The organism is Exiguobacterium sp. RIT452 (genome assembly GCF_003598705.1).
Taxonomy (GTDB): Bacteria; Bacillota; Bacilli; order Exiguobacteriales; family Exiguobacteriaceae; genus Exiguobacterium_A; species Exiguobacterium_A undae.
The window spans coordinates 1-20,407 of the sequence record NZ_QXJB01000010.1 but is presented as its reverse complement, the minus strand read 5'-3'; the positions used below and the strand labels follow the sequence as shown (position 1 = coordinate 20,407).

The window sequence follows — 20,407 nt, the reverse complement described above, 5'->3', positions numbered from 1 at the left end:
AAGGAGGGAACTCTCGATGGGAATTAAAAAGTTTAAACCGACCACTAACGGTCGTCGTAATATGACTGCTCTTGACTTTGCTGAGATTACGGCTTCACGTCCTGAAAAATCGTTAACTGAAAAGCTTTCGAAAAAGGGCGGACGTAACAACCAAGGTCGCTTGACAGTACGTCACCAAGGTGGCGGACACAAACGTAAATACCGTATCATCGACTTCAAACGTAACAAGGATGGCATCGCTGGCCGTATCGCTACAATCGAGTACGATCCGAACCGCTCTGCAAACATCGCTCTTGTACACTACATCGATGGTGAAAAACGCTACATCCTCGCACCTAAAGGATTGAAAGTTGACATGCAAGTCATGTCAGGAGTTGAGGCTGACATTAAAGTCGGTAACGCTCTTCCACTTTCAAACATCCCAGTTGGTACATTGATCCACAACATCGAACTTAAGCCAGGTAAAGGTGGTCAGCTCGTTCGTTCAGCTGGTACTTCTGCTCAGCTTCTCGGTAAAGATGGTAAATACGCGATCGTTCGTCTTCAATCAGGCGAAACACGTATGATCCTTGCTACTTGCCGTGCAACAGTCGGCGCTGTCGGTAACGAAGAGCATGAGCTCGTCAATATCGGTAAAGCTGGTCGTTCACGCTGGCTCGGAAAACGTCCTACAGTTCGTGGTTCTGTAATGAACCCAGTTGATCACCCACACGGTGGTGGTGAAGGACGTGCTCCAATCGGTCGTTCAGGCCCACTTACTCCTTGGGGTAAACCGGCACTCGGCTACAAAACTCGTAAGAAAAACAAAGCGAGCGATAAATATATCGTCCGTCGTTCTAAAAAATAATTACGTGATTTCTGAACGGTTCGCAGGAACCGTTCCTGAATCATGCCAAAGGGAGGTACAACTATGGGTCGCAGCTTGAAAAAAGGTCCATTTGCAGATCACCATTTGCTCGCTAAGGTTGATAAAGCCAACGAAGCTGGTGACAAGCATGTTATCAAAACTTGGTCACGCCGCTCTACAATCTTCCCAGAGTTCATCGGTCACACGATCGCTGTCTACGATGGTCGTAAACACGTACCGGTTTACGTGACAGAAGATATGGTCGGTCACAAACTTGGTGAATTCGCGCCAACACGTTCTTATAAAGGACATGCTGGAAACGATAAGAAGACTAAACGTTAATCTGAGGGGAGGTACTCATTATGCAATCAAAAGCATCGGCTAATATGGTTCGCATTGCTCCTCGTAAGGCACGTCTAGTAGTAGACTTAATCCGCGGGAAGCAAATCGGCGAAGCACTTTCGATTCTTGCTTACACGAACAAGGCAGCAACGCCAATCGTTGAGAAAGTATTGAAATCGGCAATCGCGAACGCTGAGCACAACTTCGACATGAACATCGAAAACCTCGTAGTAACAGAGGCTTACGTAAACGAAGGTCCAACGCTCAAACGTTTCCGCCCACGTGCAATGGGTCGCGCAAGCCGCATCAACAAACGTACGAGCCACGTTCACATCGTGGTATCTGAAAAATAAGGAGGGATTACCGTGGGTCAGAAGATTAACCCAACTGGTCTTCGCGTAGGTATCATCAAAGACTGGGAATCACGTTGGTTCGCAGATAAAGACTATGCTGATCTCCTTCATGAAGACTACGTAGTTCGTGAATATATCGAAAAACGTCTTAAAGACGCTAGTGTCTCTAAAATTGAAATCGAGCGCGCAGCAAACCGCTTGAACATTTCACTTCACACTGCTAAGCCGGGTATGGTTATCGGTAAAGGCGGTTCTGAAATCGAAACACTTCGTACAGACATCACTAACCTTGCAAAAGGCAAACGCGTTCACGTTAACGTCGTTGAAGTGAAAAACCCGGATGCAGTTGCTAAACTTGTCGCTGAGAACATCGCACGCCAACTTGAAGGTCGTGTTTCGTTCCGTCGTGCAATGAAGCAATCAATCCAACGTTCTATGCGTTCAGGTATCAAAGGAATCAAGACTGAAGTTTCTGGTCGTCTTGGCGGCGCTGATATCGCTCGTTCAGAGAAGTATTCAGAAGGAACAGTTCCACTTCATACACTCCGTGCAGACATCGATTACGGTACTGCTGAAGCTGATACAACTTACGGCAAAATTGGCGTAAAAGTATGGCTCCACCACGGTGAAGTGCTTCCTACGAAAAAAGCAGCATCAAACGAACAATAATCCACATCCGTCTAGGGAAGGAGGCAACACAACATGTTGTTACCAAAACGTGTAAAATATCGTCGTGTTCACCGCGGCAACATGCGTGGTAAAGCGAAACGTGGTACTACAGTACACTTCGGCGAGTTCGGTATCCAAGCTCAAGAAGCTAGCTGGATCACTAGCCGTCAAATCGAATCAGCGCGTATCGCGATGACTCGTTATATGAAACGTGGTGGTAAAGTGTGGATCAAGATCTTCCCACACAAACCATACACTAAAAAACCTCTTGAAGTCCGAATGGGTTCAGGTAAAGGTGCTCCGGAGGGCTGGGTTGCAGTCGTCAAACCGGGTAAAGTAATGTTCGAAATCGCAGGAGTATCGGAAGAGATCGCACGCGAAGCTCTCCGTCTTGCATCACACAAACTTCCAGTAAAATGTAAGTTCGTAAAACGTGAAGAAAATGGTGGTGATACGAATGAAAGCAACTGATCTCCGTCAGCAAACTACAGAAGAGCTCAACGGTAAAGTCGGTTCGTGGAAAGAAGAGTTGTTCAACCTTCGTTTCCAACTCGCGACTGGTCAGCTTGAGAACCCTGCTCGTATCCGTGAAGTGCGCAAGTCGATTGCACGCGCGAAAACCGTTCTTCGTGAACGCGAACTCGGCATCAACAACGCATAATTCACTCGGATTCTGAGAGGAGGAACACTCAATGGAACGCACTAACAACCGCAAAGTATTAACTGGACGCGTCGTATCTGACAAAATGGATAAAACGATCGTTGTTTCAGTTGAGACAAAAGTAAAGCACAAGCTCTACGGCAAACGCGTAAACTACTCGAAGAAGTATAAAACGCATGATGAAAGCAACACAGCTAAAATCGGTGATGTTGTACGCATTCAAGAAACACGTCCACTTTCTAAGGACAAACGTTTCCGTCTCGTAGAAGTCGTCGAAAAAGCAGTAATCATCTAAACTCTAATTAGTTCGGGTGAATAAACATCCGGAGGGAGGTACAATCGTATGATTCAACAAGAATCTCGCTTGAAAGTAGCAGATAACTCAGGAGCTCGTGAAGTCTTGACGATCAAAGTCCTCGGTGGATCTGGTCGTAAAACTGCTAACATCGGTGATGTAATTGTTTGCACAGTTAAACAAGCAACACCAGGTGGCGTTGTCAAAAAAGGTGAAGTTGTACGCGCAGTAGTCGTTCGTACTAAACGTGGCGTTCGTCGTAAAGACGGTTCGTACATCCGTTTTGACGAAAATGCAGCAGTCATCATCAAAGATGATAAAAGCCCACGTGGCACACGTATCTTCGGACCAGTCGCACGCGAACTTCGTGAAAAAGACTTCATGAAGATCGTCTCGTTGGCACCGGAAGTACTTTAATTCCAAAGAATTCCTACAAGGAGGTGCTCTAACGATGCATGTCAAAAAAGGTGATAAAGTTCAGGTTATGACTGGTAAAGATAAAGGCAAACAAGGTGTTGTCCTTACTGCTATGCCTAAAAAAGATCGCATTATCGTCGAAGGCGTTAATATGATCAAAAAACACTCAAAACCTTCTCAACTCAACCCGCAAGGCGGAATTGTCGAGAAAGAAGCACCGATTCACGTATCGAACGTTATGCTCATCGACCCTAAGACAGGAAACCCAACACGCGTTGGTTTCACTGTGGTTGACGGCAAGAAAGTACGTATCGCTAAAAAATCGGGCGAAGCTTTAGATAAATAAGAAGATTTAAAGAAAGGAGGTCCACTTTCTGATGAACCGTTTAAAAGCTAAATACCAAGACGAAATCGTCAAAGTAATGATGGAGAAATTCAACTATACTTCTGTAATGCAAGCGCCGAAAGTCGATAAGATCGTAATCAACATGGGTGTTGGTGACGCTGTTACGAACACGAAAGCACTTGACATGGCAGTCGAAGAGCTTCAGCTCCTCACTGGTCAGAAGCCACTCATCACGAAAGCTAAGAAATCAATCGCTGGTTTCAAACTTCGTGAAGGTATGCCAATCGGCGCGAAGGTAACACTTCGTGGAGAGCGCATGTATGAGTTCCTCGACAAGTTGATCAACGTGTCACTTCCACGTGTACGTGACTTCCGTGGTGTATCGAAGAAATCATTCGATGGCCGTGGTAACTACACGCTAGGCGTGAAGGAACAATTGATCTTCCCAGAGATCGACTACGATCGCGTATCGAAAGTCCGTGGTATGGACATCGTTATCGTTACAACTGCAAATACGGATGAAGAGTCACGTGAGCTTCTCACTGCACTCGGCATGCCATTCCAAAAATAAGGGAGGTCGACAACATGGCTAAGAAATCAATGATCGCACGTGAAGTAAAACGCCAAGCACTCGTAGAGCGCTACGCTGAACAACGCGCAGAATTGAAAGCACAAGGCGACTACATCGGCTTGAGCAAACTCCCACGTAACTCTTCAGCGGTTCGTTTACACAACCGTTGCAGTATCACTGGCCGTCCACACGGTTACATTGGTAAATTCGGTATCAGCCGTATTAAGTTCCGTGATCTTGCTCATAAAGGTCAAATCCCTGGTGTTAAAAAAGCAAGCTGGTAATTCATTAAAGTTGTGAAAGGAGGTACATCGCATGGTTATGACAGATCCGATTGCAGATATGCTTACACGCATTCGTAATGCAAACATGGTTCGCCATGAGAAGTTGGAAATGCCAGCTTCTACAATCAAACGTGAAGTCGCTGAAATCCTCAAACGTGAAGGTTTCATCCGCGATGTTGAATATCTCGAGGACAGCAAACAAGGTACGCTCCGCGTATTCCTTAAGTACGGCGCAAGCAACGAACGCGTCATCACTGGACTCAAACGTATCTCGAAACCAGGTCTTCGCGTTTACGCGAAAGCTGATGAAATCCCGAAAGTACTCGGTGGTCTCGGAATCGCTATCGTTTCAACATCTAAAGGTGTTATGACAGACAAAGAAGCTCGCCAACAAAAAGTCGGCGGCGAAGTGATCGCATACATCTGGTAATTCACGCATAAAAAGAACGGAGGTGTCTTAAATGTCACGTATTGGTAAAAAGCCAGTCGTTATCCCAGCAGGCGTTACAGTAACAGTTGAAAACAGCACAGTTACGGTAAAAGGTCCTAAAGGTGAACTTACTCGTGAGTTCAACCCGACAATGGCTATCAACGTAGAAGGTAATGAATTGACTGTCACTCGTCCAAACGACGAGAAAGCTAACCGTACAATCCACGGAACGACTCGTGCGCTTATCGCGAACATGGTCGAAGGTGTAAACAACGGTTTCGCTAAGACACTCGATATCCAAGGTGTTGGTTACCGTGCTCAAAAGCAAGGTAACAAAATCGTACTCAACCTCGGTTATTCACACCCAATCGAGTACACTCCGGAACAAGGCATTGAAGTCGAAGTTCCTACGAATACGCAAATCATCGTCCGCGGAATCAACAAAGAGCGTGTTGGACACGTTGCTGCATTGATCCGTTCGTACCGTCAGCCTGAGCCGTACAAAGGTAAAGGAATTCGTTACAGTGATGAAGTCGTTCGTCGTAAAGAAGGTAAAACAGGTAAGTAATTCGTTGATACGAATTGACCGGAAAGGAGTGGCATAAATGATCTCAAAGGCAAACAAAAATGCTACGCGTAAAAAGCGTCATGGTCGTGTACGTCGTACAATCATCGGGACTGCAGCTCGTCCACGCTTGAATGTATTCCGTTCGAACAAGAACATTTACGTACAAGTCATTGACGATGCAACACATGCAACACTCGCATCTGCATCATCACTCGACCTTGAAAAAGGCAACACGACTGACGCTGCATCAGCAGTTGGTAAGCTTGCAGCTGAACGCGCTCTTGAAAAAGGTATTGAAACAGTCGTTTTCGACCGTGGAGGATATCTCTATCATGGACGTATTAAAGCAGTAGCTGAAGCAGCTCGTGAAGCTGGTCTCAAATTCTAATAGAAAAGGAGGGAACCTCTACATGCGCCAGTTAGAAATTAACATGGATCAACTCGAAGAACGCGTTGTTACTGTAAACCGCGTCGCGAAAGTAGTAAAAGGTGGCCGTCGCTTCCGTTTTGCTGCACTCGTCGTCGTAGGTGACAAGAATGGTCACGTAGGTTTCGGTACGGGTAAAGCTCAGGAAGTGCCTGAAGCGATCCGTAAAGCAATCGAAGATGCAAAGAAAAACATGGTTAACGTTCCAATCGTTAACACTACAATTCCACACGAAATCAACGGAATTTTCGGTGCAGGTCACGTCTTCTTGAAACCTGCTTCTGAAGGTACTGGAGTCATCGCTGGTGGCCCAGTTCGTGCGGTTCTCGAATTAGCGGGAATCAACGACATTCTTTCGAAATCACTTGGATCAAGCACTCCAATCAACATGGTTCGTGCGACTGTTAAAGGTCTCACTTCACTTAAACGTGCTGAAGACGTTGCGAAACTCCGCGGTAAAACCGTCGAAGAACTTCGCGGTTAAGAAAGGGAGGGAATACAGATGGCGAAACTCGCAGTTACCCTCACACGCAGCATGATCGGTCGTCCGGAGAACCAACGCGTTACTACTCGTACGCTTGGTCTCCGTAAGATGCACCAAACTGTTGTCGTACCTGACAACGCTGCTATGCGTGGGATGATTAACCACGTGTCACACTTATTGACAGTAAAAGAAATTCAAGAGTAATACGTTCGATATAATTTTATGAGGAGGTGCCCCACTATGAAACTCCATGAATTGAAACCAGCTGCTGGTTCACGTTCAGAACGCAACCGTGTAGGTCGCGGTATGTCTTCTGGTAACGGTAAGACTTCTGGCCGTGGTCACAAAGGTCAAAAAGCTCGTTCAGGCGGTGGTGTTCGTCCAGGTTTCGAAGGTGGACAAAACCCACTTTTCCGTCGTTTACCAAAACGCGGCTTCAACAACCCAACTCGTAAAGAGTTCGCGGTTATCAACCTTGACACACTTAACCGTTTTGAAGATGGAACGGAAGTAACACCAGAACTTCTTATCGAGACTCGCGCAGTCAAAGGTATGAAGGATGGCGTGAAGATCCTTTCTAACGGTAAGATTGAAAAGAAACTGACAGTAAAAGCTCACAAGTTCTCCGAAGCTGCGAAGCAAGCGATCGAAGCTGCCGGCGGTACGGTTGAGGTGATCTAATGTTTCAAGCGATCTCCAATATGTGGCGCGTAGCCGACATCCGTCGGCGCATTCTCTTTACCTTGGCTCTGATTATCGTGTTCCGTATCGGTGCACATATCCCAGTCCCAATGGTAAACACTGAAGTATTCAAGATTGACGAGAATGGTATTCTTGGCTTCTTGAACTCCTTCGGCGGGAATGCTTTGCAGAATTTCTCACTCTTTGCGATGGGAATCATGCCGTATATCACGGCCTCGATCGTTGTCCAACTCTTACAGATGGACGTTGTTCCAAAGTTTGCCGAATGGGCAAAACAAGGAGAGGCGGGCCGTAAGAAGTTAGCAACGGTAACGCGCTATGGAACGATCGTACTCGGCTTAGTCCAAGCGTTTGGAATCGCGCTTGGATTTAACCGTATCTACCCAGGTCTTGTCAATGAAGATTTTGGCACCTGGACGTACGTGATGATTGCACTTGTTTTGACGGCGGGTACCGCATTCTTGATGTTCCTCGGTGAACTCATCACGGAGAAGGGCATTGGTAACGGGATATCAATGATCATCTTCGCTGGGATCGTCGCGGGCTTCCCGAACGCATTCCGTCAGATCTATGAAACAAAGCTCCAAAATGCAGGGGATGCTTTGTTTGTCAATGTGCTTTATATCGTACTGTTGCTTTTAATCATCATCGCGGTCATCGTCGGTGTCATCTATGTGCAGCAAGCTGCCCGGAAGATTCCGATTCAGTACGCCAAGCGTACGGTGAACCGTGCACCAGTCGGCGGCCAATCGACACACTTGCCGATTAAGCTTAACGCTGCTGGTGTTATCCCAGTTATCTTCGCTGTATCGTTTATGGTGACTCCACCAACGGTTGCAAGTTTCTTTGCAAGTCCGGAGAACGCGACGAAGATCCGTGACATTTTCGACTATACGAGTCCAATCGGTATGTCGATTTATGTGGCGCTCATCATCGCATTCTCGTACTTCTATACATTCGTTCAGGTCAATCCGGAACAAATGGCAGAGAACCTTCAAAAACAAGGCGGATACATTCCTGGTATTCGTCCTGGTAAGCAAACGGAACAATACATCACGAAGATCCTATACCGTCTGACATTCTTCGGTTCACTCTTCCTTGCTGTCATCGCGGTAACACCAACGTTCTTTATTAAGTTCGCTGGTTTACCGAACTCGGTGCAGATTGGTGGAACAAGCTTGTTGATCGTCATCGGTGTAGGTCTTGAGACGATGAAACAGATTGAAAGTCAACTGGTTAAACGACACTACAAAGGCTTTATCCGATAAGGCGGGAGGAAGGGGACCATCCCTTTCCTTTCTGTTGTGTCTATAGAGTCTATAGAAGTGGAGGCTACCGACATGAATCTTGTATTGATGGGCTTGCCGGGTGCTGGAAAAGGGACGCAGGCTGCGAAAATTATCGAAGACTACGCCATTCCACACATCTCGACAGGCGACATGTTCCGCGCGGCGATCAAAGATCAAACACCGCTCGGGCAGGAAGCGAAATCGTACATGGATAAAGGGGAACTCGTTCCGGACGAAGTCACAATCGGCATCGTACGTGAGCGTCTCGCCAAAGAAGACTGTGCAAATGGTTTTCTTCTTGACGGTTTCCCACGCACAGTGAAACAAGCAGACGCTCTTGAGGCATTGCTTGCGGATCTAAACAAACAAATCGATCACGTCATTCACATCGGTGTGAACCCGGAGAAACTTGTCCCTCGTTTGACAGGCCGCCGGATTTGTCCGACATGTGGAGCAACGTATCACGTCATCTACAACCCACCAAAAGTGGAGGGTGTCTGTGATATCGACGGATCAGCACTTGTTCAACGTGAAGATGATCAAGAAGAAACGGTTCGCCGTCGTCTTGAAGTCAACGTCGCACAAGCGCAACCTTTGATTGACTTTTACGCTGAAAAAGGGTATCTTCGTAATTTGGACGGTGATCGTCCGATTAATGAAGTTTATTCCGATGTTCAAGCACTTCTTGGTGGTCAGTAATGATCATTACGAAAGCGCCGCGTGAAATCGATATTATGCGGAAGGCGGGACAAATCGTCGCCCGGACGCATAAAGAGTTGAAAGCTCATATTCGTCCAGGGATCACAACGGGGCAACTCGATGCGATTGCTGAACGGTATATTCGAAGTCAAGGGGCAACACCATCGTTTAAAGGTTATAATGGGTTTACTGGCAGCATCTGTGCGTCGGTAAATGAAGAACTTGTCCATGGTATTCCGGGTGACCGCGTACTCCACGATGGAGACATCATCTCGATTGATATCGGGGCGGAGTATAACGGATATCACGGAGATTCAGCCTGGACATATCCGGTAGGTACAATCTCTGAAGAGACGAAGCGGTTACTTGACGTAACTGAAGAATCTCTGTATAAAGGATTGGAGCGCGCCAAAGCCGGCGTGCACCTGACAGATATTTCGCATGCGATTCAGTCACATGTTGAAGCTGCGAATTTTTCTGTAGTCCGCGAATATGTGGGCCACGGCGTGGGACAAAATTTGCATGAAGATCCGCAAATTCCACATTATGGACCACCGGGGAAAGGGCCGCGCCTGAAAACCGGCATGACCTTGGCGATTGAGCCAATGGTGAATGTCGGGAAACGCTATGTTCGCACGCTATCGGACAATTGGACGGTAGTGACAGTGGACGGTAGCATGTGCGCCCACTTTGAGCACACCATCGCCATCACAGACGAAGGCTACGAGATCTTAACGGTCGATGCAGAGTGAGCTGTGCGCGTTATTGGTGTCACCTTTCTATAAGCCGCTATCCACTCGTGTTTGTGACCGATGATTCTCTCACGGCTACTGTAGAAAGCCCCTAAGCGCTACAAATCGTCTGGGCTCCCAATCAACTTTATAGAGAAAGGGGTATAATTGATGGCGAAACAAGATGTAATCGAAGTGGAAGGTACGGTTATCGAACCGCTTCCAAACGCGATGTTTAAGGTGGAGTTAGAAAACGGCCACACGGTCCTCGCGCACGTCTCAGGGAAAATTCGGATGCACTTCATTCGGATCCTGCCAGGAGATAAAGTAACAGTTGAGTTGTCACCATACGACTTGACTCGCGGACGGATCACATACCGTTTCAAATAAAAACTCCGATTTTTTCAGGAGGAGGTATTCACAATGAAAGTAAGACCTTCGGTTAAACCGATCTGTGAAAAGTGTAAAGTTATCCGCCGTAAAGGCAAAGTAATGGTTATTTGCGAAAACCCTAAGCATAAACAAAAACAAGGGTAATTAAACAAGGAGGTGCACACATGGCACGTATTGCTGGTGTAGATATTCCACGTGAGAAACGCATCGTTATCTCACTCACTTACATCTATGGTGTTGGTAAAACGACTGCTCAGAAAGTCTTGAAAGAAGCTGGTATCTCTGAAGATACTCGTACTCGTGAATTGACTGAAGAACAACTCAACCAACTCCGTGATGGATTAGATAAAGTAAAAGTTGAGGGTGACCTTCGTCGTGAAATCTCACTCAACATCAAACGTTTGATCGAAATCGGTTGCTACCGTGGTGTTCGTCACCGTCGTGGTCTTCCAGTTCGTGGTCAAAACACTAAAAACAACTCGCGTACTCGTAAAGGCCCACGCCGTACAGTAGCGAACAAGAAGAAGTAAGGGAGGGTAAACTAAGATGGCAAAACGTAAACAGAATGTTCGTAGTAAACGTAAAGTCAAAAAGAATATTGAATCTGGTATCGTGCATATCCGTTCAACATTCAACAACACAATCGTTACGATCACTGACATGCAAGGGAATGCAATCTCTTGGGCAACTGCAGGAAACATGGGCTTCAAAGGCTCACGTAAATCAACTCCATTTGCTGCGCAACTCGCTTCTGAAACTGCTGCGAAAACAGCAATGGATAACGGTATGCGTACTGTAGAAGTTAACGTTAAAGGTCCTGGTGCAGGTCGTGAAGCTGCAATCCGTGCGCTCCAAGCAATCGGTCTTGAAGTAACAGCGATCCGTGACGTAACTCCAGTTCCACACAACGGTTGCCGCCCTCCAAAACGTCGTCGCGTGTAACCCGTCTTGTACTGCAAAGCGGGAATTCGAGTAGACTTTTGTTGATCGTATGACCAAGCAAGGCAGTAGAAACGTGCACAAGACGGTTGGCGATTGAACGCGATGGCCAACATGACGATATTCAAGGAGGGGTTCAGATGATCGAAATCGAAAAGCCGAAGATTGAAACGGTCGAATTAAGCGACAACGCTACGTTTGGTAAATTCGTGGTAGAACCGCTTGAGCGTGGATTCGGTACAACGCTTGGTAACTCATTGCGTCGTATCCTATTATCTTCACTTCCGGGTGCTGCAGTCACTGCAGTCCAAATCGATGGCGTTCTTCATGAGTTCTCGACGATTGATGGCGTTGTAGAAGACGTTACCCAAATCATCTTGAACCTCAAGAAACTCGCCCTCAAAGTTTACTCGGAAGAAGAGAAAACACTTGAGATCGATATTCAAGGCGCTGGCGTTGTTACTGCTGCGAACATTACGCATGACAGCGACGTCGAAATCCTCAACCCAGAACTGCACATCGCAACACTTGCAGAAGGTGCATCACTTCATATGCGTCTGACAGCTCGTCGTGGCCGTGGTTACGTTCAGGCTGAAGATAACAAACGGGACGATATGCCAATCGGTGTAATCCCAATTGACTCGATTTACACGCCAATTCAACGTGTAAACTATCAAGTTGAAAAAACACGTGTTGGTCAAGATGCGAGCTTCGATAAGTTGACGCTTGATGTTTGGACGGACGGTTCAATCCGCCCTGAAGAAGCAGTGTCACTCGGTGCAAAAATCATGACAGAACACTTAAACATCTTTGTTGGTCTTACGGACGAAGCGCTCCATGCCGAAATCATGGTCGAAAAGGAAGAAGATCAAAAAGAAAAAGTACTTGAAATGACGATCGAAGAACTCGATCTTTCAGTTCGTTCGTACAACTGTTTGAAACGTGCCGGCATCAATACGGTTCAAGAACTCGCGAACAAGAGCGAAGACGAGATGATGAAAGTTCGTAACCTCGGACGTAAATCACTCGAAGAAGTTCAAGCGAAACTCGATGAACTCGGACTGGGCCTACGTAAAGAAGACTAAAACTATTAATTGCACGAAGGAGGGAATCCATCCATGGCATACTCGAAATTAGGCCGTACAAGCTCACAACGTAAGGCACTTTTGCGTGACCTTGCGACTGATCTCATCATCAATGAGCGTATCCAAACTACAGAACAAAAAGCGAAGGAACTTCGTCCAGTCGTTGAGAAACTCATCACTTTAGGTAAACGCGGTGATCTCCACGCTCGTCGTCAAGTTGCATCGTTCGTTCGTCGCGAAGCTGCTGGTCAAAACGAAGCTGGTAAAACACAAGATGCAATCCAAAAGTTGTTTGCTGATGTTGCTCCACGTTTTGCTGAGCGTCAAGGTGGTTACACACGTATCATGAAAATGGGACCACGTCGTGGTGACGGCGCAGAAATGGTCATCATCGAACTCGTTTAATTTTTAAATGATTCGGATAAAAAGGGCAGTGCGTAACTCGCTTCTGCCCTTTTGTTACAAATGAAATTATTTTGATTTGATGAAGGAGGAGCAGACATGACAAAGCTGATTGAGCTGGAACAGGTGACATACCGTTACCCGGAACAAGAACAACCAGCCTTACGCGATGTCTCTCTTTCGATTCATTCGCAGGAATGGGTCGCGATCGTTGGACACAACGGCTCTGGAAAATCAACGCTGACAAAGTTGTTTAACGGATTGTTGCTTCCTGAACAAGGAACGGTCACTGTCAACGAGACATTCTCGAGTGCAGTGCCGGAGCAACTGTGGGAGATGCGCCGCGCAATCGGAATCGTCTTTCAAAATCCGGATAATCAATTTGTTGGCACGACCGTGCGCGACGACGTGGCATTTGCCCTTGAAAATTGGGGTGTGCCACGCGAGGAAATGGTTCGTCGTATCGACGACAGTCTAGCGCGCGTTGGCCTTACGGATTTTGTTGATCGGGAACCCCATCAACTATCCGGCGGACAGAAGCAGCGTGTCGCAATCGCCTCGGCGCTTGCGATGCGCCCTGATGTTCTCGTGCTCGATGAAGCAACATCGATGCTTGATCCGATTGCACGATCTGAGGTTATGTCGACCGTCCAGGAATTATATGAACAACATCCGATGGCCGTCGTTGCCATCACACATGAACTCGACGAAGTCTTACGGGCCAGTCGTGTGATTGTCATGGATGCGGGTCAAATCGTATTAGAAGGAACACCGCAAGAGGTGTTTGCACAATCCGCGTTTCTTGAGCAGATTGGACTAGATGTTCCGTTTGTCGTCCGGGTGCAGGAACAACTTTCAGCACGTGGTCTTACTTACGCGGACACGATACTAGATGAAAGAGACTTGGTGAACCGCTTATGCCAATCTTAATCCAGGAATTAAATTATACGTACCAACTCAATAGTCCGTTTGAACGAGTCGCGCTGCGTGATGTGAATCTTGAGATTCCGTCAGGGGCGCTTGTTGCGTTTGTGGGGCATACCGGTTCCGGAAAATCGACGCTCGTCCAACACATCAACGGGTTGTTGAAGCCGACTGCCGGGAAGGTACAGGTCGATGACATCATCATCGAACCCAAACGAAAACAAGATTTAAAAGCGTTACGTAAACGGGTCGGTCTTGTGTTCCAATATCCGGAATATCAATTGTTTGAAGAAACCGTCTTGAAGGATGTCATGTTTGGACCGATGAACTTCGGTCATGAACCGGCGGAAGCAGAGCGGTTGGCAAAAGATGCATTACGTACCGTCGGACTGGATGAAGTATTCTGGTCACGTTCGCCGTTTGACCTGTCTGGTGGGCAAATGAGGCGTGTTGCGATTGCGGGCGTACTCGCTAGTCAACCAGACGTGTTGATCGTCGATGAACCAACTGCCGGGCTCGATCCGCAAGGACGAAAGCAGATGTTGCGTCTGTTTGCCGAATTGCATGCCCAAGCAGGAATGACGTTGCTGTTGATCACACATGATATGGATCAGGTCCTTGAGTATACAAACCGGGTCGTCGTGATGGAGGATGGGCAAGTCGCCTACGATGGAGAACCAATGGGTCTATTCCGTCAAGAAACGTTATTGCGCCAGTTCCATCTCGATTTACCACACGTCTTGGCGTTTGCCTGGCAAATGGCGGATCAGTTGAAGCTGACGCGTCCGGCGCTTCAGACAGAAGCTGAACTGATTGAGTGGATTTTACACGTACGGGGGGGAACACGATGATCGTCGGTCAACATATACCAGGTACATCGTATTTACACCGTTCGTCGGCTGTCGCGAAAATCATTTTTGCCTTTTGTTTCATTCCGCTCGTGTTTCTGGCGAACAATACGGCAACGAATGTCTTTTTGCTTGTGTTTACATTCTTGGCACTGGCAAGCAGTAAACTGCCAATCCGTTACGTCTTAAAAGGCTTGCGGCCGATTTTATTTTTAATCGTCTTCACGTTTATCATCCAGCTGCTGTTTACCCGGGAAGGGGCCGTTCTGATTGAACTGGGCTGGTTCAAGATTTACGAAGAAGGATTGCGTCTCGCCATCATCGTCTCGCTCCGGTTCTTCTATTTGGTGTCGATCACGACACTCGTCACGTTGACGACGTCGCCGATTGAACTGACAGACGCGATTGAGTTGTTACTCAAACCGTTTAAGATCGTCCGGGTACCGACGCACGAGATTGCCTTGATGTTGTCGATTTCACTCCGTTTCCTGCCGACGTTGGCAGAAGAGACGGAAAAGATCATGAAGGCACAGCAGGCACGCGGCGTCGACTTGTCGGCAGGTCCGATCAAAGAACGTTTGCGGGCAATCATTCCGCTGCTGATCCCACTCTTCATCTCGGCCTTTAAACGGGCGGAGGATCTCGCAACAGCGATGGAAGCCCGGGGATACCGGGGCGGAGAAGGGCGGACACGGCTCCGTGAGTCAAAATGGACAGGCCGTGATACCGGACTGATGATACTTCTGGTCGTCATCGGATTGCTTCTAGTCTATTTACGGGGAGGATTTTGATGCGACGTTTTAAATGTACGATTCAGTATGACGGAACGGACTATTCCGGTTATCAAGTGCAGCCAAACGGTCTGACGATCCAGGAAGTCCTCGAGAAGACGCTTGAGCGGATGCATAAGCACCCGGTCAAGGTTATCGGTTCCGGGCGTACAGACGCCCGTGTGCACGCACAGGGGCAGGTGATCCATTTTGATACGGAACTGTCGATTGCACCCGCAAGCATGGTGAAGGCCCTAAATACGTTATTACCGGACGATATTCGAATTCGTGACTGTATAGAGGTCGCTTCTGACTTCGAAGCAAGGTATGATGTAGTAGGGAAAGAATACCGGTACTTCGTGCGTCAGACGGAAGATGCGTTTCGGCGTCATCAATCCGTGCTGATTCCGTATTCGCTCGATGTGGCGCAAGTTCGTCTGGGACTGGCGCATTTAATCGGGACTCATGACTTCAGTTCGTTCTGTGTCGCGAAGACAGAGACGGACAATCGTGTTCGGACGATTTATGAGGCAGAGCTGATTGAACAAGGGGAAGAACTGATTTTCCGTTTCCGGGGAAGCGGCTTTCTCTACAATCAGATCCGTATCATGGTCGGCACGTTGCTTGATGTCGGACGCGGGCGTTTTGCACCGGAAGACATCAAACGGATGCTCGAAGCGAAGGATCGAAACGTCGCTGGTGTGACGGCACCACCGCACGGGTTATACCTTTGGGAAGTTTTCTATCCAGAGTCTAAAAAAGGCATTTGACATTAGCCGCTAAAAAACATACAATGTTTATTGGCATTTCATTTATTATGAAACCACAATCTTAGCCCCGTACACCTAAGATTCTGATAGATTCAAACAGTGAATAAATGAAAAATCAAAAAAGAAATTTTTAAATTCCTTAGGAGGTATTTTACATGCGCACAACTTTCATGGCGAAAGCTACTGATGTAGAACGCAAATGGCTCCTTATCGACGCAGAAGGCAAAACACTCGGTCGTCTTTCGAGCGAAGTGGCTTCACTTCTCCGCGGTAAGCACAAACCTACGTTCACACCACACGTTGACTGTGGGGATCACGTTATCCTCATCAACGTTGAGAAAATCGTTTTAACTGGTAACAAACTCGACAAAAAGGTCTACTACCGTCACTCTGGTCATCCAGGCGGCTTGAAGCAGACTGTCGCACGCGACTTACTCGCTAACAAACCTGAGCGTATGCTTGAACTCGCGATCAAAGGGATGCTTCCAAAAGGTAGCCTCGGTCGTCAAATGTTCAACAAACTCCACGTTTACGCTGGAGATACTCATAAGCAAGAAGCACAACAACCAGAAGTTTACGAACTTCGCGGTTAATACGAATTTAGGAGGAACTACACGATGGCAGATGTACGTTACTACGGCACTGGTCGCCGTAAACACGCGGCAGCTCGCGTTTTCCTCGTTGCTGGAGACGGTAAAGTCACAGTTAACGGGCGCGATATCAGCGAATACTTCGGTTATGAAACTTTAATCATGACTGCAAAAGAACCACTTGTACTCACAGAAACAGAAGGCAAATACGATATCATGGTAACGGTTAAAGGCGGCGGCTTCACTGGTCAAGCAGGCGCAATCCGTCACGGTATCTCACGTGCTCTTCTTCAAGCGGATCCAGACTTCCGTGGCACACTTAAAGCTAAAGGTTTCCTCACACGCGATGCTCGTATGAAAGAACGTAAAAAATACGGTCTTAAAGCAGCACGTCGTGCACCTCAGTTCTCAAAACGTTAATCGTTTTATCTCTCATCCTTACGGGTGGGAGATTTTTTTGTTTAAAAAACCGCTTCTTGACCGGAAATGGTCAAGAAGCGGTTTTTAAGATATGTGCCGACGAATCCGGCGTATCAATAAGAAAAGCAATAACAGGCCAACGAACGTGAGCGGTACACTCCACAGGAACAGATCCTGTAAAAAAGCAGCCGGATCAAACGCAGTTTGCGAACCGACCTTTCCGACAAATGATGTATCCTGACTTAATACGGTGCTGTTTTCAGGGAGAGCGGGCTGATAAGTCGCGTTCGCTTCATACGACGTATAAAAGTAGAACGCATAACCGATATGTAAGAGAACGGTCAAGATGCCCGCGAAGGCGAACATTTTTTTCATCAAAAAACTCCTTTTTCCGAATGCTTGGTGAGGACAAGTCCATCATCAAGTATACCGGATTCTGTTTTCGGGAACAGAGGAGAAAGGAGTGTGGTGAAAGATGACACTATCAGTCAGTTGGTTGCTCGAGCGGGCCAATCGAAAACTGGATGTTCCCGGACTCTCGCCGGAAGTCGCCCGAAAGACACGCCAAGTCATCCGGGAGCTTCATGTCAAAGGAATTTATGTCGGGGTGGCCCAAGGCTTCCGGTCCTATGCCGAGCAGGAGAAACTCTATGCGCAAGGACGAACGACGCCGGGAGCGATTGTCACGAATGCCCGTGGAGGGCAATCGAATCATAACCGCGGGATTGCCGTTGATCTGTTTCAATACTCCATGGACGGAATGGAAGCGATCTTTAATACCGATGCCAACTTTCAACAAATCGTCCAGGCAATGAAACGGCAAGGGTTTTCCTGGGGCGGAGACTGGAGTGGATTTAAAGATTACCCGCACTTTGAGTTAAATAAAGTGACGACGGATGTTTTGGTGCCTTATCCGGGACAACCGCTCTATCGAGGGGCCGTCCAGATGAACAGCCGGGACATCGAGCGGATTCAGCGGGCGGTCAAGGCAACCGTCACGAAACGATTTGATGCAGAGACGGTTGAAAAGGTCCGTGCCTACCAAGCACGCCAAGGATTAGCGGTTGACGGAGTCGTCGGACCGGCAACCTGGAATCGAATGTTTTAACAAATCGGGAGATCCCTTTTAGCGACAGCGCGGAGGAGATCTCTTTTTTTAAAGCTGCTGGACCGATTCTTCCGGGTCGACAAGGAAATGTCATCCTTTATGAGCCGAAATGTGCAAGCGCTATCTTATTTTTGTTATACTGAAATGGATTAAATCGAACGTTCTCAGGGGGAAGGCACTATGTTGAATGAACAAGAAATTCGCGAGGTGGTCGGGCAATTGATCGATCCGACGATTGAACGCTCGCTTTCAGATACGAACGGGATTCGGGATGTCCGCATCAAGGGGGATTATGTCAGTCTGAAAATCGCCCTTGCTCAAGCGGGTTCCGGTGAACAGTTGACGTTACAGCAACAGATTGTCAAAGAATTAAAGGAAAAAGGATTCAAGACGGTCGGCTTACGTTTTGAGGCACTCGGTGATCACGGGATCCAAGCGGCCACGACGCCGTCGATTCTCAAACCGGAGTCGGGTACGACCTTCATCGCGATTGCTTCCGGTAAAGGGGGCGTCGGAAAATCAACTGTTTCCGTCAACTTGGCAGTGGCACTCGCCCGGGCAGGGAAAAAGGTTGGTTTGATTGATGCGGACATCTACGGATTCAGCGTCCCGGACATGATGGGAATCGAAACCCGTCCGACGGTCGTCAATGACCGGATCGTTCCGCCTGAACGGTTTGGTGTCAAAGTCATCTCCATGGGCTTCTTCGTCGAAGACAATGCACCTGTCATCTGGCGTGGTCCAATGCTCGGGAAGATGTTAAACAACTTCTTCTCGGACGTCGAGTGGGGCGAACTGGATTATCTGTTGCTTGATTTACCTCCAGGCACCGGTGATGTGGCACTTGATATCCATTCGATGCTGCCGAGTTGCCAGGAATTAATCGTCACGACACCGCATGCGACTGCGGCATTTGTTGCAGCACGCGCCGGGGCGATGGCGATCAAAACAAACCACCGTCTGCTCGGAATTATCGAGAACATGGCGTATTTCGAAAGTCAGAAGACAGGCGAAAGAGAGTATGTCTTTGGTTCGGGTGGCGGAGAGAAGTTGTCAGAAGCGCTGAAAACAGATATCCTAGCTAAGATTCCACTTGGTCAACCGTATGCGAACGAGACGGATTTTGCACCGTCGATTTATCGTGACGGCCATCCATTTGAAACACACTATAATGAACTCGCAACGCGTGTCATCGAAAAAGTAGAGGGATAATGAATGAAGACTAGAGGATTTTTGAAGCTGTTTTGGATGACGCTCCTCATCGGGACGCTCGCCGGCTTCGTGTTTAACCTTGTTGCTGAACCAGGATATATCCGGAACCAATCGATCAGCGGATATGTCACCGCACTGGCTTACAGCAGCACATGGACTGCCATCAGCCTGATGGGATTCTTTTCGTACCTGATCCTGCACCGGGTGGGGCTTGATATCTTCCGGGGCGCGAGATTGTGGAACCGGGTCCAAATTGTCTTGATTGCGTTTGCCTTGTTTGACGGCATCTATTTACGCGGTCTGGCATTTGGGTTTGAGAAGACGAACTTGTACATCGGGGAAATGGTCGTTCTGTTGTTCATCGCCTTCCTCGTAGCCCGGACGAAAGCACGGGAAACGAATTTCACGGCTTTCATCCCGACCTTGTTTCTGATGACGGTCATCACATTAATTGAATGGGTGCCGGCACTTCAGGCGACACAGGATAAACGGATGTTGTGGGCGGCACTCGCCACACTACTCGTTTGTAACGCCTATCAGATTTTGATGTTACATCGGTTACAGGAAAAACCGAATTCAGCTAACGCAACGTCTGAAAAAAGAGCATAAAAGAAAGGGCGCCGTTCTACCGTTTGATCCGGTCAGAGCGGCGTCCATCTTTTTTTAATATTTTTTTAGAAAAACAGTTGACGTAAAAAACAAGAGTTGATATATTAATACATGTCGCTGAGGCACACGCCACACAGACACGTCGGAAACGAAAAAAACCTATGAAAAAAGTTATTGACACCAGTTAATACTTTACTGTAAGATTTAAAAGTCGTCAAACGA

General features: G+C 47.6%; 36 protein-coding genes. 35 read left to right on the top strand and 1 reads right to left on the bottom strand.

Going from position 1 to position 20,407, the window contains the following annotated elements; translation table 11 throughout:
- Positions 1-16 precede the first annotated feature (16 nt).
- From rplB to rpsI, 32 genes are all read left to right on the top strand, one after another.
- Positions 17-847, top strand: a complete 831-nt coding sequence (gene rplB, locus D3D03_RS15535; protein ID WP_012369012.1) for a 50S ribosomal protein L2 — start codon at positions 17-19, stop codon at positions 845-847.
- 63 nt (positions 848-910) lie between these two features.
- Positions 911-1,189, top strand: coding sequence for a 30S ribosomal protein S19 (gene rpsS / locus D3D03_RS15530; protein ID WP_012369013.1), 279 nt, complete (start codon positions 911-913; stop codon positions 1,187-1,189).
- A gap of 20 nt (positions 1,190-1,209) precedes the next feature.
- Positions 1,210-1,542, top strand: coding sequence for a 50S ribosomal protein L22 (gene rplV / locus D3D03_RS15525; RefSeq protein ID WP_012369014.1), 333 nt, complete (start codon positions 1,210-1,212; stop codon positions 1,540-1,542).
- 12 nt (positions 1,543-1,554) lie between these two features.
- Positions 1,555-2,211: a 30S ribosomal protein S3 gene (rpsC, locus tag D3D03_RS15520; protein ID WP_026834299.1), complete on the top strand. Its 657-nt coding sequence runs from the start codon at positions 1,555-1,557 to the stop codon at positions 2,209-2,211.
- Between the two features lie 33 nt (positions 2,212-2,244).
- Positions 2,245-2,682 carry a 50S ribosomal protein L16 gene (gene rplP / locus D3D03_RS15515; RefSeq protein ID WP_012369016.1) on the top strand — a complete coding sequence of 146 codons (438 nt, stop codon included), beginning with the start codon at positions 2,245-2,247 and terminating at the stop codon, positions 2,680-2,682.
- Entirely contained in the window at positions 2,669-2,872 is a 204-nt protein-coding gene (rpmC, locus tag D3D03_RS15510; protein WP_012369017.1) for a 50S ribosomal protein L29, read from the top strand. The genes rplP and rpmC overlap by 14 nt, the downstream gene beginning before the upstream one ends.
- A gap of 31 nt (positions 2,873-2,903) precedes the next feature.
- Entirely contained in the window at positions 2,904-3,167 is a 264-nt protein-coding gene (gene rpsQ, locus D3D03_RS15505) for a 30S ribosomal protein S17 (RefSeq protein WP_014969155.1), read from the top strand.
- Between the two features lie 48 nt (positions 3,168-3,215).
- Complete coding sequence (gene rplN, locus D3D03_RS15500; RefSeq protein WP_012369019.1) at positions 3,216-3,584, top strand: 50S ribosomal protein L14; 369 nt, start codon at positions 3,216-3,218, stop codon at positions 3,582-3,584.
- 34 nt (positions 3,585-3,618) lie between these two features.
- Positions 3,619-3,930 (top strand): 50S ribosomal protein L24, encoded by a 312-nt coding sequence (gene rplX / locus D3D03_RS15495; protein WP_014969156.1) that lies wholly within the window; start codon positions 3,619-3,621, stop codon positions 3,928-3,930.
- A gap of 31 nt (positions 3,931-3,961) precedes the next feature.
- Positions 3,962-4,501 carry a 50S ribosomal protein L5 gene (gene rplE, locus D3D03_RS15490; RefSeq protein WP_012369021.1) on the top strand — a complete coding sequence of 180 codons (540 nt, stop codon included), beginning with the start codon at positions 3,962-3,964 and terminating at the stop codon, positions 4,499-4,501.
- A gap of 14 nt (positions 4,502-4,515) precedes the next feature.
- Positions 4,516-4,785, top strand: coding sequence for a 30S ribosomal protein S14 (rpsN, locus tag D3D03_RS15485; protein ID WP_012369022.1), 270 nt, complete (start codon positions 4,516-4,518; stop codon positions 4,783-4,785).
- Between the two features lie 31 nt (positions 4,786-4,816).
- Positions 4,817-5,215: a 30S ribosomal protein S8 gene (rpsH, locus tag D3D03_RS15480; RefSeq protein ID WP_012369023.1), complete on the top strand. Its 399-nt coding sequence runs from the start codon at positions 4,817-4,819 to the stop codon at positions 5,213-5,215.
- A 31-nt stretch (positions 5,216-5,246) separates the two neighbouring features.
- Positions 5,247-5,783: a 50S ribosomal protein L6 gene (gene rplF, locus D3D03_RS15475; protein WP_026826919.1), complete on the top strand. Its 537-nt coding sequence runs from the start codon at positions 5,247-5,249 to the stop codon at positions 5,781-5,783.
- A gap of 37 nt (positions 5,784-5,820) precedes the next feature.
- Positions 5,821-6,171, top strand: a complete 351-nt coding sequence (gene rplR, locus D3D03_RS15470; protein ID WP_012369025.1) for a 50S ribosomal protein L18 — start codon at positions 5,821-5,823, stop codon at positions 6,169-6,171.
- A 22-nt stretch (positions 6,172-6,193) separates the two neighbouring features.
- Entirely contained in the window at positions 6,194-6,694 is a 501-nt protein-coding gene (gene rpsE / locus D3D03_RS15465; RefSeq protein ID WP_012369026.1) for a 30S ribosomal protein S5, read from the top strand.
- Positions 6,695-6,712: 18 nt separating this feature from the next.
- Positions 6,713-6,898: a 50S ribosomal protein L30 gene (gene rpmD, locus D3D03_RS15460; RefSeq protein ID WP_012369027.1), complete on the top strand. Its 186-nt coding sequence runs from the start codon at positions 6,713-6,715 to the stop codon at positions 6,896-6,898.
- Between the two features lie 36 nt (positions 6,899-6,934).
- Entirely contained in the window at positions 6,935-7,375 is a 441-nt protein-coding gene (gene rplO, locus D3D03_RS15455; protein WP_012369028.1) for a 50S ribosomal protein L15, read from the top strand.
- Positions 7,375-8,664: a preprotein translocase subunit SecY gene (gene secY / locus D3D03_RS15450; protein ID WP_026834298.1), complete on the top strand. Its 1,290-nt coding sequence runs from the start codon at positions 7,375-7,377 to the stop codon at positions 8,662-8,664. Before rplO ends, secY begins: the two co-directional genes overlap by 1 nt.
- Positions 8,665-8,736: 72 nt before the next feature.
- Entirely contained in the window at positions 8,737-9,384 is a 648-nt protein-coding gene (locus D3D03_RS15445) for an adenylate kinase (RefSeq protein WP_026834297.1), read from the top strand.
- Positions 9,384-10,136, top strand: a complete 753-nt coding sequence (gene map, locus D3D03_RS15440; protein WP_026834296.1) for a type I methionyl aminopeptidase — start codon at positions 9,384-9,386, stop codon at positions 10,134-10,136. Before D3D03_RS15445 ends, map begins: the two co-directional genes overlap by 1 nt.
- A 150-nt stretch (positions 10,137-10,286) precedes the next feature.
- Positions 10,287-10,505 (top strand): translation initiation factor IF-1, encoded by a 219-nt coding sequence (gene infA, locus D3D03_RS15435; RefSeq protein WP_012369032.1) that lies wholly within the window; start codon positions 10,287-10,289, stop codon positions 10,503-10,505.
- A gap of 33 nt (positions 10,506-10,538) precedes the next feature.
- Positions 10,539-10,652 (top strand): 50S ribosomal protein L36, encoded by a 114-nt coding sequence (rpmJ, locus tag D3D03_RS15430; protein WP_003156543.1) that lies wholly within the window; start codon positions 10,539-10,541, stop codon positions 10,650-10,652.
- Positions 10,653-10,672: 20 nt separating this feature from the next.
- Positions 10,673-11,038, top strand: a complete 366-nt coding sequence (gene rpsM / locus D3D03_RS15425) for a 30S ribosomal protein S13 (RefSeq protein ID WP_012369033.1) — start codon at positions 10,673-10,675, stop codon at positions 11,036-11,038.
- A gap of 16 nt (positions 11,039-11,054) precedes the next feature.
- Positions 11,055-11,450: a 30S ribosomal protein S11 gene (rpsK, locus tag D3D03_RS15420; protein WP_012369034.1), complete on the top strand. Its 396-nt coding sequence runs from the start codon at positions 11,055-11,057 to the stop codon at positions 11,448-11,450.
- Positions 11,451-11,587: 137 nt separating this feature from the next.
- Positions 11,588-12,532, top strand: coding sequence for a DNA-directed RNA polymerase subunit alpha (locus D3D03_RS15415; RefSeq protein WP_012369035.1), 945 nt, complete (start codon positions 11,588-11,590; stop codon positions 12,530-12,532).
- Between the two features lie 33 nt (positions 12,533-12,565).
- Positions 12,566-12,937 (top strand): 50S ribosomal protein L17, encoded by a 372-nt coding sequence (gene rplQ, locus D3D03_RS15410; protein WP_012369036.1) that lies wholly within the window; start codon positions 12,566-12,568, stop codon positions 12,935-12,937.
- 96 nt (positions 12,938-13,033) lie between these two features.
- Positions 13,034-13,864: an energy-coupling factor ABC transporter ATP-binding protein gene (locus tag D3D03_RS15405; protein WP_119924075.1), complete on the top strand. Its 831-nt coding sequence runs from the start codon at positions 13,034-13,036 to the stop codon at positions 13,862-13,864.
- Complete coding sequence (locus D3D03_RS15400; RefSeq protein ID WP_119924074.1) at positions 13,852-14,709, top strand: energy-coupling factor transporter ATPase; 858 nt, start codon at positions 13,852-13,854, stop codon at positions 14,707-14,709. Before D3D03_RS15405 ends, D3D03_RS15400 begins: the two co-directional genes overlap by 13 nt.
- On the top strand, positions 14,706-15,497 hold the full coding sequence (locus D3D03_RS15395) for an energy-coupling factor transporter transmembrane component T family protein (protein ID WP_026834293.1): 792 nt from the start codon (positions 14,706-14,708) through the stop codon (positions 15,495-15,497). Before D3D03_RS15400 ends, D3D03_RS15395 begins: the two co-directional genes overlap by 4 nt.
- Entirely contained in the window at positions 15,497-16,246 is a 750-nt protein-coding gene (truA, locus tag D3D03_RS15390) for a tRNA pseudouridine(38-40) synthase TruA (protein WP_026834292.1), read from the top strand. The genes D3D03_RS15395 and truA overlap by 1 nt, the downstream gene beginning before the upstream one ends.
- 155 nt (positions 16,247-16,401) lie before the next feature.
- Positions 16,402-16,839 (top strand): 50S ribosomal protein L13, encoded by a 438-nt coding sequence (gene rplM / locus D3D03_RS15385; RefSeq protein WP_012369041.1) that lies wholly within the window; start codon positions 16,402-16,404, stop codon positions 16,837-16,839.
- Between the two features lie 24 nt (positions 16,840-16,863).
- Entirely contained in the window at positions 16,864-17,256 is a 393-nt protein-coding gene (gene rpsI, locus D3D03_RS15380; RefSeq protein ID WP_012369042.1) for a 30S ribosomal protein S9, read from the top strand.
- An 84-nt stretch (positions 17,257-17,340) separates the two neighbouring features.
- Here rpsI and D3D03_RS15375 read toward each other — a convergent pair whose 3' ends face one another.
- Positions 17,341-17,631 (bottom strand): hypothetical protein, encoded by a 291-nt coding sequence (locus D3D03_RS15375; protein ID WP_119924073.1) that lies wholly within the window; start codon positions 17,629-17,631, stop codon positions 17,341-17,343.
- Between the two features lie 100 nt (positions 17,632-17,731).
- Here D3D03_RS15375 and D3D03_RS15370 point away from each other — a divergent pair, with 100 nt between their 5' ends.
- The 3 genes from D3D03_RS15370 to D3D03_RS15360 all read left to right on the top strand — a co-directional run bounded on the left by D3D03_RS15370 (position 17,732) and on the right by D3D03_RS15360 (position 20,185).
- Positions 17,732-18,364 carry a M15 family metallopeptidase gene (locus tag D3D03_RS15370; RefSeq protein WP_026834290.1) on the top strand — a complete coding sequence of 211 codons (633 nt, stop codon included), beginning with the start codon at positions 17,732-17,734 and terminating at the stop codon, positions 18,362-18,364.
- Positions 18,365-18,544: 180 nt separating this feature from the next.
- Positions 18,545-19,576 (top strand): P-loop NTPase, encoded by a 1,032-nt coding sequence (locus tag D3D03_RS15365; RefSeq protein WP_026834289.1) that lies wholly within the window; start codon positions 18,545-18,547, stop codon positions 19,574-19,576.
- 3 nt (positions 19,577-19,579) lie between these two features.
- On the top strand, positions 19,580-20,185 hold the full coding sequence (locus tag D3D03_RS15360; RefSeq protein ID WP_026834288.1) for a KinB-signaling pathway activation protein: 606 nt from the start codon (positions 19,580-19,582) through the stop codon (positions 20,183-20,185).
- The last annotated feature ends 222 nt before the right edge of the window (positions 20,186-20,407 follow it).